The organism is Candidatus Planktophila lacus (assembly GCF_002288325.1).
Lineage (GTDB): Bacteria > Actinomycetota > Actinomycetes > Nanopelagicales > Nanopelagicaceae > Planktophila > Planktophila lacus.
The window spans coordinates 565644-578436 of record NZ_CP016780.1 but is presented as its reverse complement, the minus strand read 5'-3'; the positions used below and the strand labels follow the sequence as shown (position 1 = coordinate 578436).

The window sequence follows — 12793 nt, the reverse complement described above, 5'->3', positions numbered from 1 at the left end:
CCGAATTAGCCTGCGCGAGAGTGAGTTTAGATACCGCTCAAATGGAGCGCCTGGCCGATTCCAGCGGTAATTGCCATGCCGATACACCCGCCCACGATCACGCGAAGAGTCGGAGCGAGGATCTTTGAGCCTGCCGTCTTTGCGCTCAGGATTCCGGTCAGAGTTAAACCAATAATGGTGAAAGCGACAATTGTTGCTGCCGCTTTTCCTGGAGTTGGAGCAAAGGCGCCAACGAATGGGATTAATCCTCCAGCGGTGAATGCTGCAGCAGATGCCATCGCTGCTTGGACAGGTCGGGCTTTAGTGTGAGGAAACTGTCCGAGCTCATCGCGCAGATGTGCTTCTAAAGGATCGCGATCGTGCATCGCCTTTGCAACTTGCATTGCGAGTTCTGGCGTTAGCCCACGTTCGATATAGATATGTTGCAGTTCGATAAGTTCTGACTCAGGATCAATTGCTAGATGTTGCATCTCCAAGACACGATCAGATTCTTCAACATCATTTTGTGAACGAACTGAAACGTATTCACCAACAGCCATCGACATCGCTCCCGCAGCAATTCCTGCGGCGCCTGCAGTAATCAAGAACGCTTGTGCGTCTACTCCGCCAGCTTTCGCTGCGGATACACCAATCATTAGCGATGCGGTAGAAACTAAACCATCATTTGCACCAAGAACTGCAGCGCGTAACCAACCTGCGCGATGAGTGCGGTGATGTAGATTTCTACGGTAAACATCTTCAAGTGCCATATTTACAGCCTATCGGATCAATGCGGAAAAACTGCGAAGGTTTAGGCCTTATCGCGGGCGCGTAGTCGGAGGAAAACTAGCGCAGAAACCATCACTAGCCCCATGCTCACCCATTGATTTATCCGAAGCCCGGCAAAGTTATGTGCTGGATCAATACGGATAGATTCGATAAAGAAGCGGCCCAGCGAATAGCTAAATACATATGCCGCGAAGGTGCAACCAGCAGACCAGTGTTTCGATGCGCCCATCAATATGAAGGCGATCAAAGTGCACCAGATCGCTTCGTAGAGAAATGTTGGGTGAAATGTTTCAACGAGGCCATATCCACTTGGTCGATATTTATATGGAATTGATAATCCCCACCAAGTATCTAGCGGGCGACCAAAGAGTTCGGCGTTAAACCAATTTCCAAATCGACCAATCGCTTGAGCAAGGAGAATTCCTGGAGCAATTGCATCAAGAAAGACTCCAAAACTCGGCAAACTCATTGTGCGCGCTAGTCTTCTATAAGAGTAGAACGCTCCCAGCGCACCGAGTGATATCGCGCCCCAAATTCCAAGCCCACCCTGCCAAATCTTTAATATCGCAAGGAGTTCGCCATCTGCACCGAAGAAATCTTCTGGTGTTGTTATTACGTGATAGAGCCTTCCACCAATAATTCCGGAGGGCACTGCGATCACTGCGACTTCAGAGACAACGCCTCTTAACGATTCATCACGAGAAGCAAGGCGCTTATTGCCTAGCCAAATTGCAATAGCAATTCCAGCAATTATGCAGAGCGCATAGAAATGAACGGTGAAAGGCCCGATTGATACTTCCGAAATAGAGGGAGTAGGTATCGAGCGATTCATGCGGAATCTAGTTAGGCTTTTTCAACCGCAAGCATAAAGTCAGCAAGGCTTCCATATGCAGTGTTGCGATCTATTTCCTTACCGTTGATCAAAACCGTTGGAGTTGAGTTGATATTTCGCTTCGATCCTTCTTCCGCAACGTTCTTAACCCAACCCATGTAATCCTGGCCTGTTACGCACTTGTCGTAATCGCTGCTAGAAATTCCTAGACCGATTCCAAGAGTTGCAAAATACTGAGATGTCCAAGCACCTGTATTTTCGGCAGGCTGGTTAGCGTAGAGAGTTTTATGGAATTCTAGGAATTTTCCTTGATCTGCAGAACATGCTGCTGCATTTGCTGCAATCTGTGATTCACCGCCTAGGAAGGAGAGCATGTGGAATGCCACCTTGGCCTTCTTTGTAGCAATTAACTCTTCGATGTAAGGACCGCTAATCGCTTCAAAGCGTGCGCAAGCCGGACACTGGAAGTCTTCGTAAATTTCGATAAATGGAACATCTGTTAATTCGCTGTTAAAGACCAACCCATAACCATCATTTACTGAGGCGGTAGCAGGAATTGCAGCAGTGGAATCGCCTTGCTTAGAGAGAACTGTTGGCACCAGCATGATTAAAGCTACTCCAACCACAACTGCAACTACGAGGTTACGTGTGAAGTTATCTTTTCCGCCGTTTGATTTTTTCGCTTGTGCCATCTTTATTCCGTATCTCCTGCGTTAGATTGTTTAGGTGTTTTATCAATAGAAAACTTGGTTATCGGATATCGCACTAAGAATAGGGCAAGGGCTACTAGCCCAGCATCTCTGAGAATCTCCTGAAGGTAGCGTGTCTGACCAGGATCTACTGTGCCTCCGCCACCGAAGCAGCCGCAATCAATGTTTAAGCCGCGTGCCCACGCTTGAGCAATAGCGATGATAAAAATAAACATTGTAAAGCCACCGAGCGCTGCGACCGCTCTAGTTGCTGCTCCAAGAATAAGTAGTAGGCCAACGACAACTTCAAAGAAAGGCAGGGTCTGGCCAAGAAAATTAGCTATCGGAATCGGAAGTAATTCATATGACCGAACTGCCATTTGAGATACCTCTAGTTTGTCGACCTTAAGATAACCGGCAACAAAAAGAACGCCACCAAGGGTCAGACGCGAAAGAAGTCCTATCCAGGGCTGTAGCTTTTCGAATTTACTCATCGTCCCTCACGTACGCCTTTCGCTAACTCTGTTGCTAACTCTTTAACTGCAGCCAATCCGGCTTCCTCATTTGGAGCATCTTGCAAAGCCTTAATAAAGGCGGAACCGACGATAACTCCATCCGCGTAAGCAGCAACGCCTTTAGCTTGCTCGCGAGTTGATACACCCAAGCCAACGGCGACTGGTAGTCCAGTTGTTGTGCGAATGCGCGCGACTAAATCTGCAGCACCTGATGAAACTGAATTACGTGCTCCAGTTACACCCATCAAACTTGCAGCATAAACAAATCCACCACAAGCTGCAGTTACCTTAGGCATTCGAGCATCTGATGTGCTTGGCGCAATTACATAGATCGGATTAATCGAATTTTGCTTAGTAGCGCCTAACCAGGCGACGGACTCTTCAATTGTTAAATCTGGAGTAACTACGCCAGATCCACCATTTGCTGCAATCGCTTCGGCAAATTCTTCAACGCCATAGCGCTCAATCGGGTTCCAGTAAGTCATAACTACTGCTGCTACTCCACCATCGGTTGCAACCTTGAGAGCAGACATAACTTCAGCAGCACCTGTTCCATTTTCTAAAGAGGTAACTGCCGCCGCCTGAATAGTTGGACCATCCATTACCGGATCGCTATATGGAAAACCAATCTCGATCGCGTCAACTCCGGCATCGATAAAGGTTTGAATAACTTTTGCACAACCAGCTTGAGAAGGAAAACCTGCAGGGATATAGGCAATTAGCGCAGCGCGATTTTCAGCGCGAACCTTTACAAATAGTTGATCGAGTGCAGTCATTAATCCAGTGGAATTCCAAAATATTGCGCTGCAGTCTGCACATCTTTATCGCCGCGACCAGAAAGGTTGATAACGATAATCGCATCTTTACCTAGTTCATTTCCAACCTGGAGCGCACCTGCTAGAGCATGTGCAGTTTCGATCGCCGGAATAATTCCTTCTGTCTTCGAAAGAAGTGCGAAGGCATGCATCGCTTGTTCATCTGTGATGGCGCGATACTCAGTGCGCCCAATGTCATGCAAGTACGCATGCTCAGGACCTACACCAGGATAATCAAGACCAGCAGAAATTGAATGTGACTCAACAGTTTGACCATTAGCATCTTGCAAAACATAAGATCGAGTTCCGTGCAGAACTCCTGGAGTTCCACCAGTAATTGTTGCTGCATGGCGTCCGGTTTCCACGCCATCTCCACCTGCTTCTAGCCCAATCAAACGTACTGATGGATCGGAGATAAAGCGGTGGAAAATTCCGATGGCATTCGAACCGCCTCCGACGCAGGCAAGTACCGCATCAGGTAGACGACCGGTGAGCGCTAAAACTTGTTCGCGTGTTTCTTCGCCAATGATCTTATGAAAATCTCTAACCATAGTTGGAAAGGGGTGCGGACCTGCAACGGTGCCCAGCATGTAGTGAGTGGTTTCAACGTTAGTTACCCAATCGCGCATCGCTTCATTGATGGCATCTTTTAAGGTACGTGATCCAGTTGTAACAGGAATAACTTCTGCGCCAAGTAACTTCATACGGGCAACATTTAGCGCTTGGCGTTTTGTATCTTCTTCACCCATGTAGACGACGCACTCCAACCCAAAAAGGGCTGCAGCGGTTGCAGATGCAACGCCATGCTGACCTGCACCGGTTTCGGCGATGATACGTTTCTTACCCATGCGCTTTGTAAGTAGCGCTTGTCCTAGAACGTTATTGATCTTATGGCTGCCAGTGTGGTTTAAATCTTCACGCTTCAAAATTATGCGCGCGCCACCTGCATGTTCGGCAAAACGTTTTGCTTCAGTGAGGATGCTAGGACGACCTGTGTACGTGCGATGAAGTTCTGCGAGCTCTGCGACAAATGAGGGATCTTCTTGAGCAGTGCGATGCGCCGTTTCTAGCTCTTCGAGAGCGCCAATCAGCGCTTCAGGTACAAAGCGACCGCCATAAGGACCGAAGTGTCCCAATATGGATCCAAGATCTTCTTGCGGCGTAGTCGACATGGGATTAAGCCTACCCTCGACCCAATAAGGTCCGCATCGCCAAATCCGGATCCCCCGATGTAACCAGGGCTTCACCTACCAAGATCGCCTTTGCGCCTGAGTTCTGCGCAAATTCAACATCGCTGCGAGTTGAAATTCCAGATTCTGCAACGCGGATTAACTCGGCAGGAATTCTCGGAATCAAATCAGAGAATGCTGTGGGATCTACTTCCAAGGTCTTTAGATTTCGGGAATTCACTCCGACTATTCGAGGAGAGATTTCTAGCGCTCTCTCTAACTCATCTGCTGTGTGAACTTCAATGAGAGATGCCATCTTTAATTCAGTTGCGATATCAAAAAAGTCTTTAAGTTGGCTCTTGGATAGCGCGGCAACTATAAGTAAAACCAAATCTGCGCCATGAGCGCGCGCTTCGAAGAATTGATACTCATCAACCATGAAATCTTTTCTTAAAACTGGAAGATCAACGCGAGTACGTACTGCATCTAAATCAGCAAGCGATCCTTTAAAGCGGCGCTCTTCTGTTAAAACGCTAATCACACTTGCACCTGCGCTTTGATAGCGCTCAGCCAACGCGGCGGGATCAGCGATTGCAGATAGCGCCCCTTTACTAGGCGAAGATCGTTTTACCTCCGCAATAACTTTCATCTCATCCCCTGTTAAGGCAAGGTGAGCATCGCGAACCGGAGCAGCCTGTGTCATCTCTTCATGAATTTGGTTGAGCGATTTCCGACGTTTGGCTAAATCTTCACGGACGCCTTCAATAATTGAATCTAGAACAGTCATGGCTTCTCAGTCTCGCCTTTAACTTCGCTGGGATCTATTCCGTGATCGAGCGCGCTCCAGGAATTCATGGGTGGCGTACTCCGCGATTGGCGCTCGTAACGCTTGGAAATTCTAAAACGTTTAGAAATATAGATCGTGAGCGCTGCAACAATTAAAATTGAGATGGCTATTTGAACAAACTCAGACACTTGATGACCTCATCTTATTTGCAGCGCTAATGGCGCCTAAAACAGCGGCTGCTTTATTTGCACATTCCAGATCTTCTGATTCAGGATCAGAATCTGCTACTACGCCGGCTCCTGCTTGAACGTATGCCATCTTGTTATAAATCAGCGCGGTACGTATTGCGATACAAGTATCGATATTGCCGGTGAAATCAATATAACCAATTGCGCCACCATAGAGCCCGCGTCGAGTTGGTTCGAGTTCTTCAATGATCTCCATAGCTCTTGGCTTTGGCGCACCAGATAAAGTTCCAGCAGGAAAGACGGCAAAGAGCGCGTCAACTGGCGTAGAGGTTTCTGCAAGTTCACCGATAACTGTTGAAACGATATGCATAACATGTGAATAGCGTTCGATATGCATGAAGTCGATAACTTCAACGGTTCCTGGCTTTGAGATGCGCCCTAAATCATTTCTACCTAGATCAACCAGCATCAAGTGTTCGGCACGCTCTTTGGGATCTGCCAATAACTCTTCGCCTAAACGATGATCTTCCTCAGCAGAAGATGAACGTTTTCTAGTTCCAGCGATTGGATGAACCATTACTTCTTTGCCGGTCACCTTAACCAAAGCTTCTGGGCTTGATCCAACTACTTCAATCCCATCTGTAAAGCGGAAGAGATACATATAAGGGCTCGGGTTATGAAGACGTAGCGCACGGTAAACATCTAAAGCATCAGCGCTACATTCCATAGCAAAGCGCTGCGATAGGACTATTTGAAAAGCCTCACCCGCAACAATCTCCTCCTTGGCTTGTAGCACCTTACTTTTGAATTCATCGCTAGAGATGTTTTGCGTAAATTGCGGAGTCTGACGGTCTGGAATTTGATCGATGTAACCAGGTAGCGAACTTTGTAGATCAGATTGCATACGATCTAAACGAAGTTGGGCATCGTGAAATGCTTCATCGATTCGCTCATTGCTGCCATCCCAGTTGATGGCATTTGCGATCAAGGTAATTGTTCCTTCAGCGTGATCCATCACGGCAAGATCGCTAGTTAACATAAAGGCGATTTCTGGAAGCGGAATATCTTTTACGCTTTGGTTCGGCAATTTCTCTAAGCGGCGAACTGCGTCATAACCCATATAGCCAACTAGCCCACCAGTAAGAGGTGGGAGTCCGGCAATCTTTGGAGATTTGAGATGCGCAGCCGATAGGCGAAGCGCTTCGAGAGGATCTATTCCGACTGGTGCGCCAGCAGGCGTTGTGCCAACCCAAACTGAACTGCCATCTTTCTCACTTAAAGTTGCTTGCGAATGAGCGCCGATAAATGAATACCGTGACCAGGCTCCCCCGTGTTCGGCAGATTCCAAGAGAAAAGTTGATGCTTCGTTCTTTGCAATCTTGCGATAAACACCTAGCGGCGTCTCACCGTCCGCAAGGAGTTTGCGATAGACGGGAATAACGTTGTAGCTCTTGGCGTATTCGCGAAATTCAGATAGTTGCATCATCGCTCCGCGCTAATCTCGAGCGGATTATGAAAACAAGTCTTATCCCCCGTGTGGCAAGCCGCGCCAACTTGGTTAACTTTCAGAAGCAAGGCATCGCCATCACAATCAAGTGAAATTGAAACTACCTCTTGAGTGTGGCCAGATGTTGCACCTTTTACCCAGAGTTCGCTGCGGCTGCGGCTCCAGTAAGTTGCCTTACCTGTCGCCAGAGTTAGTGCAAGAGATTCGCGGTTCATATAAGCCAGCATTAAGACTTCACCGGTTTGCGCATCTTGGGCGATCGCTGGAATTAAATCGATACCCTCTTTTAGGCGCGCTGCTATATCTGGTGGGATCGCAGCGCTCATGTGCTTATTCTGCCTTACGCAGTTGCGTTGTTGCGAATGGAATAACCCTGCGCGCTTAGATAGCGCTTTACATCACCTATGCGGTGAATTCCAAAGTGAAAGACGCTCGCTGCAAGTAGCGCATCTGCACCGGCATCAAGGGCAGCGGCAAAATCTTCTAGCGCGCCTGCGCCACCGCTGGCGATTAGTGGAACTTTAGAGATGGCGCGAACGGCGGTAATCATTCCGATGTCATAGCCCGCGCGAGTTCCATCGGCATCCATTGAGTTGAGCAGGATCTCTCCTGCTCCAAGTGCGCAAGCTTTTTCAACCCATGCAAGAGCATCAAGCCCGGCGCTCTTTCGACCACCATGCGTTGTAACTTCAAATCCTGATTCAGTTCTCGCGCGGCGCGCATCAATAGAGATGGTTAAAACTTGAGAGCCGAAGCGATCGGCGATTTCTGCGATTAATTCAGGGCGCGCAATGGCAGATGTATTGATTGAAACTTTATCTGCACCGGCGCGCAGTAAACGGTCCACATCATCAACTGAGCGAATGCCGCCGCCAACTGTTAACGGGATAAAGACTTGTTCAGCGGTCTTGCGCACTACATCTAAAGTTGTTTCGCGGTTACTGCTGCTGGCAGAGATATCTAGAAAAGTTAACTCGTCGGCGCCTTCTAGATTGTAAAGAGATGCCATCTCAACCGGATCGCCTGCATCAACCAAATCGGTGAAGTTAACTCCCTTTACGACTCGGCCATCAGTCACATCAAGGCAAGGAATGATCCGAATAGATAACGCCATTTACTTCGCGCCCTTAGTGATCGCCAAAGCTTCTTCAAGAGTGAAGGCACCTGCATAAAGAGCCTTACCAACTATTGCACCTTCAACTCCAATTGCATGAAGTGATGAAAGTGCCGTGATGTCGGCAAGGGATGAGATTCCACCGCTGGCAACAACCGGCTTCCTGGTTGCAGCACATACCTCTTTAAGTAGTTCTAGGTTAGGTCCTTGGAGCGTTCCATCTTTTGTAACATCGGTGACAACGTAACGAGAGCAGCCATCGCGCTCCAGACGTTCGATCGTTTCGAAGAGATCGCCACCTTCTTTAGTCCAACCGCGCGCTGCTAATACATGTCCGCGAACATCTAAACCGACAGCGATGCGATCTCCGTGTTCGGCAATCACGCGCGCTGTCCATTCGGGGTTTTCCAGAGCTGCAGTGCCAAGGTTTACGCGAGTACATCCTGTGGCTAAGGCACGCTTTAAAGATTCATCGTCACGAATGCCACCAGAGAGTTCAACTTTTATATCCAGGCGACCCACGACCTCGGCTAATAAAGATGTATTTTCGCCGCGACCAAATGCTGCATCTAGATCAACTAGGTGAAGCCATTCAGCTCCCGCTGCTTGAAACTCGAGGGCAACCTCAAGCGGTGCTCCATAGATACTCTCTTGTGCGAGCTCGCCTTGAACTAGGCGTACTGCTTTGCCATCCTTTACATCTACGGCGGGCAGAAGTTCCAGATAATTTCTTTGGTGATTGTTTGTCGTCATAACATCCCCACCCAATTCTTAATCAGCGCAAGACCGGCATCGCCAGATTTCTCAGGATGAAATTGCGTCGCTGCAATAGCACCGTCTTCTACCGCCGCCAAAAACTTTTCATTGTGCGTGCTCCACGCCTGTGCAATACCAACGCTCTTCTTTGCCGCATAAGAGTGAACAAAGTAGAAAGATTGATCTTCTATTCCTTTAAACAAGTTCGAGTTTGATGAGACTTCTACGGTATTCCAACCCATGTGCGGCAATATCGGCGCATCTAACTTGGTGATGCTCTCTTGCCAGATGCCGACGCCTTGGTGCAGTGGCCCGTTGGTATGTTCATCGCCATCTCTGAAGAGAATTTGCATTCCAACACAGATTCCTAAAGTTGGACGTTGCTTAGCAAGGCGTTCGCGAACAATCGCATCTCCCCCAACTGCAACTAAACCGCGCATACATGCGGCGAAGGCGCCAACTCCTGGGACTACTAGACCTTGTGCATTTAGCGCAATGTCGCGATCGGAGGTAACTACAACTTCTTTACCGCTGCGTTCGAAAGCGCGTTGTGCCGACCTTAAATTCCCGGAACCGTAATCAAGGATTGCGATCACTATTAAAGAGAACCTTTTGTTGAAGGAACTCCTGCGATTCCACCATCAAGGGAAACGGCATCGCGAAGTGCGCGAGCAACCGCTTTAAATTGTGCTTCGAATACGTGGTGGGCATTGCGTCCTTCTAAAACGCGAATATGCAGTGCGATGTGAGCTTCGGCAACGATTGATTCCCATATGTGCTTACCAAGAGTCGTATCGAAAGTTCCGATTAACTCAACGATTTCTGGTTGGCGGTGAACTAGATATGGACGACCAGAAAGATCAACTGCTGCCTGAACCAGAACTTCATCAAGTGGAACCATCGCATCACCAAAGCGACGGATACCAATTTTATCGCCAAGTGCCTCGCGCAGCGCTTGTCCAAATGCCAGTGAAGTATCTTCAACTGTGTGATGTGAATCGACATCAATATCACCAGTTGTCTTTACAGTTAGATTGAAACCAGAATGCTTTCCAAGTTGAGAAAGCATGTGATCAAAGAATGGGACGCCAGTATCTACTGAGATCTCACCGACGCCATCGAGGTTTAACTCAACAATTACGTGGGACTCTTTAGTTTTACGTTCTACTCGGGCTGTTCTCATCTGATTATCTCCATTAGCTTCGTATTCAATTACTTCTGCAAAATCTCTTTTAAGGCGCCAATAAATTTCTGATTCTCGGCCTCATTGCCAATGGTCATACGCAAGTGCCCTAATAATCCCACATCTCTAATCAGAACACCGCGATCGAGAAGTTGGCGCCAGATCTGCGCTGGCTCTGAGTTAAATCCTGAGAAGATGATGAAGTTTGCGCTGCTTGGAGCAACGGTTAGGCCCATGGATTCCAGCTCAGCAATAACTTTCCCACGTGAATCAATCAGTCTCGCAACAGTTCCTAAAAGTTCGCCTTGATACTCAAGTGCAACTTCAGCAGCTGCCTGAGTAATTGCGCTTAAGTGGTAAGGCAATCTCACCAGAAACATCGCATCCACGACATCGGGGTTGGCCACTAAATAACCCACGCGCGCTCCGGCGAAAGCGAATGCTTTACTCATAGTCCGGATCACCACCACATTTGGATACTTTTCAATTAGCGTGACGGCAGATATTTCCTTAGAAAATTCTGCATAAGCCTCATCAACGACTAGCAAACCGTTAACTTGTGCTGTCGCCTTTGCTAGCTCCTCAATCTCGCCGATTTTTAAAAGGGTGCCAGTTGGATTATTTGGAGTTGTCACGAAAGTTAGGGCTGGTTTCTTTCCCGAAATCTCCGTTATCGCCTTGGCGGTATCTAACGTGAAATCTGCGCGACGTCCTCCATCTTGCCAAGTAACGCCAACTACCTTGGCGATTAGCGGGTGCATTGAATATGAAGGTGTAAATCCAAGTGCGCCTCGATCACCTAATGCCATGAAAAGAGATTGGATAATCTCGTTACTGCCATTGGCTGCCCAGATTGAATCTGCTGTGAAATTTGTTCCAGATAGAGTGTTTATAAATTTACCGAGAGCCGTGCGCAGAACTGTGGCATCACGATCTGGATAGCGATTTAAAGTTGTAGCAACCCTATGCACGCGGTCGGCGATCGCTTGTGCGAGTTCAGGAGATGGTGCATAAGGATTCTCGTTGGTATTTAACGTTGCCTCAGCTGGAACCTGTGGCGCTCCATACGGGGAAAGGGAAGTTAAATCATCGCGAAGTGGCAGCCAAAGTGGCCATTTCTTCTCGCTCATAAATCTTCCAAACGCGCGGTCATCGCTTCACCGTGTGCCGGCAAATCTTCTGAATTTGCAAGGGTGATAACAGTCTGTGAAATATCTATAAATGCTTCCTCTGAATATTCGATGTAGTGCAACCCGCGTAAGAAGGTTTGTACAGATAGCCCACTGCTGTGGCAGGCGCATCCACCTGTTGGAAGTACGTGATTTGAACCTGCTGAATAATCGCCAAGTGACACTGGTGAGAAGCGTCCGATGAAGACTGCGCCAGCGTTGCGAATTTTCAACGCATCTTGCGCAGCGTTCTGGGTTTGGATCTCTAAGTGTTCTGCTGCATAGGCATTTACGACATCAAGCCCTTGCGCAATTGAATCGACCATAACGATTGCAGATTGAATACCGGAAAGTGCCTCACGGATTCTGGCTGAGTGCTTCGTCTTGGCGACTCTGACTTCCAACTCTTTAACAACATCGCCTGCTAATTTTTCAGATGTCGTCACTAGAACAGCGGCGGCAATTAGATCGTGCTCGGCCTGGCTAATTAGATCTGCGGCAACTTCACCTGCGCGCGCACTTTCATCGGCCAAGATAGCAATCTCAGTTGGGCCGGCTTCTGAGTCGATTCCAATTACTCCACGCAGCGCGCGCTTGGCGGCAGCGACATAGATATTGCCTGGACCAGTGACCAAATCACATTTCTCGCAGAGGCCATCCATGCCATAGGCAAAGAGCGCGATTGCTTGTGCTCCACCGACTGCGTAAACCTCATTGATACCAAGGAGTGCGCAAGCAGCAAGAATCGTTGGATGCGGAAGTCCGCCAAACTCTTTCTGTGGTGGTGATGCAACAGCGATGCTGGAAACTTTTGCAATCTGCGCTGGGATGACATTCATTAAGACGCTACTTGGGTAAACGGCGCGACCACCTGGAACATATAACCCGACGCGATCAACTGGGATCCAACGTTCAGTTACGACTCCCCCATCGACAACTTTCGTAGTAGTTACGCCGCGGGTTTGATCGTTGTGAACTTTACGGATTCTCTCCGCTGATAGTTCTAGTGCCGCACGAATCTTTGGATCTAAATCAGCAAGTGCTTTATCTAAAGCAGATTGTGGAACGCGGATTGAAGGTGGCCGAACGCCATCAAATTCTTCGGCCAGTTGGAGCAAGTCTGCCTCAGTACCTGATTTAACTTTCTGCAGAATTGGTTCAATCGCAACTAGCGCTGCAGCGATATCTAACTTCGCTCGCGGAATAGCTTTCTGGTAGCCCGCTTTGGTGAGAGCTTTACCCCGTAGATCAAGCGAGCGAATCATGGGGCAAGTCTAACGGCTGCCACCTCTTCGAGGCGT

The 12793-nt window shown here is 48.4% G+C and carries 16 protein-coding genes; all 16 read right to left on the bottom strand.

The window, feature by feature from the left end; all coding sequences use genetic code 11:
• Positions 1-26: 26 nt before the first annotated feature.
• From A1sIIB106_RS02930 to hisD, 16 genes are read right to left on the bottom strand one after another with little or no spacing between them, the layout of a single operon-like run.
• Positions 27-749 (bottom strand): VIT1/CCC1 transporter family protein, encoded by a 723-nt coding sequence (locus A1sIIB106_RS02930; protein WP_095671021.1) that lies wholly within the window; start codon positions 747-749, stop codon positions 27-29.
• Positions 750-790: 41 nt separating this feature from the next.
• Positions 791-1600: a prolipoprotein diacylglyceryl transferase gene (gene lgt, locus A1sIIB106_RS02925; protein WP_095671020.1), complete on the bottom strand. Its 810-nt coding sequence runs from the start codon at positions 1598-1600 to the stop codon at positions 791-793.
• An 11-nt stretch (positions 1601-1611) separates the two neighbouring features.
• Positions 1612-2292 carry a DsbA family protein gene (locus A1sIIB106_RS02920; RefSeq protein ID WP_095671019.1) on the bottom strand — a complete coding sequence of 227 codons (681 nt, stop codon included), beginning with the start codon at positions 2290-2292 and terminating at the stop codon, positions 1612-1614.
• Positions 2293-2294: 2 nt separating this feature from the next.
• Complete coding sequence (locus tag A1sIIB106_RS02915; RefSeq protein WP_095671018.1) at positions 2295-2783, bottom strand: DoxX family protein; 489 nt, start codon at positions 2781-2783, stop codon at positions 2295-2297.
• Positions 2780-3580, bottom strand: a complete 801-nt coding sequence (gene trpA, locus A1sIIB106_RS02910; protein ID WP_095671017.1) for a tryptophan synthase subunit alpha — start codon at positions 3578-3580, stop codon at positions 2780-2782. Before trpA ends, A1sIIB106_RS02915 begins: the two co-directional genes overlap by 4 nt.
• Positions 3580-4791 (bottom strand): tryptophan synthase subunit beta, encoded by a 1212-nt coding sequence (trpB, locus tag A1sIIB106_RS02905; RefSeq protein WP_095677307.1) that lies wholly within the window; start codon positions 4789-4791, stop codon positions 3580-3582. The genes trpA and trpB overlap by 1 nt, the downstream gene beginning before the upstream one ends.
• A 10-nt stretch (positions 4792-4801) precedes the next feature.
• A complete protein-coding gene (gene trpC / locus A1sIIB106_RS02900; protein WP_095677306.1) occupies positions 4802-5575 on the bottom strand; it encodes an indole-3-glycerol phosphate synthase TrpC in 774 nt (257 codons plus the stop codon).
• Positions 5572-5763 (bottom strand): hypothetical protein, encoded by a 192-nt coding sequence (locus A1sIIB106_RS02895; protein WP_095677305.1) that lies wholly within the window; start codon positions 5761-5763, stop codon positions 5572-5574. Before A1sIIB106_RS02895 ends, trpC begins: the two co-directional genes overlap by 4 nt.
• Entirely contained in the window at positions 5756-7246 is a 1491-nt protein-coding gene (locus A1sIIB106_RS02890) for an anthranilate synthase component I (protein ID WP_095677850.1), read from the bottom strand. The genes A1sIIB106_RS02895 and A1sIIB106_RS02890 overlap by 8 nt, the downstream gene beginning before the upstream one ends.
• Positions 7246-7596 carry a phosphoribosyl-AMP cyclohydrolase gene (gene hisI / locus A1sIIB106_RS02885; protein ID WP_095677304.1) on the bottom strand — a complete coding sequence of 117 codons (351 nt, stop codon included), beginning with the start codon at positions 7594-7596 and terminating at the stop codon, positions 7246-7248. The genes A1sIIB106_RS02890 and hisI overlap by 1 nt, the downstream gene beginning before the upstream one ends.
• Before the next feature lie 14 nt (positions 7597-7610).
• Complete coding sequence (gene hisF, locus A1sIIB106_RS02880) at positions 7611-8384, bottom strand: imidazole glycerol phosphate synthase subunit HisF (protein ID WP_095677303.1); 774 nt, start codon at positions 8382-8384, stop codon at positions 7611-7613.
• The gene (priA, locus tag A1sIIB106_RS02875; protein ID WP_095677302.1) at positions 8385-9137 is read right to left on the bottom strand and encodes a bifunctional 1-(5-phosphoribosyl)-5-((5-phosphoribosylamino)methylideneamino)imidazole-4-carboxamide isomerase/phosphoribosylanthranilate isomerase PriA; all 753 of its coding nucleotides are present in this window, start codon (positions 9135-9137) and stop codon (positions 8385-8387) included.
• Positions 9134-9736: an imidazole glycerol phosphate synthase subunit HisH gene (gene hisH / locus A1sIIB106_RS02870; RefSeq protein WP_095677301.1), complete on the bottom strand. Its 603-nt coding sequence runs from the start codon at positions 9734-9736 to the stop codon at positions 9134-9136. The genes priA and hisH overlap by 4 nt, the downstream gene beginning before the upstream one ends.
• A 2-nt stretch (positions 9737-9738) precedes the next feature.
• Positions 9739-10323 carry an imidazoleglycerol-phosphate dehydratase HisB gene (hisB, locus tag A1sIIB106_RS02865; protein WP_095671008.1) on the bottom strand — a complete coding sequence of 195 codons (585 nt, stop codon included), beginning with the start codon at positions 10321-10323 and terminating at the stop codon, positions 9739-9741.
• Positions 10324-10352: 29 nt separating this feature from the next.
• A complete protein-coding gene (locus A1sIIB106_RS02860) occupies positions 10353-11453 on the bottom strand; it encodes a histidinol-phosphate transaminase (RefSeq protein ID WP_095677300.1) in 1101 nt (366 codons plus the stop codon).
• Positions 11450-12757 carry a histidinol dehydrogenase gene (gene hisD / locus A1sIIB106_RS02855; RefSeq protein WP_095677299.1) on the bottom strand — a complete coding sequence of 436 codons (1308 nt, stop codon included), beginning with the start codon at positions 12755-12757 and terminating at the stop codon, positions 11450-11452. The genes A1sIIB106_RS02860 and hisD overlap by 4 nt, the downstream gene beginning before the upstream one ends.
• Between the last annotated feature and the right edge of the window lie 36 nt (positions 12758-12793).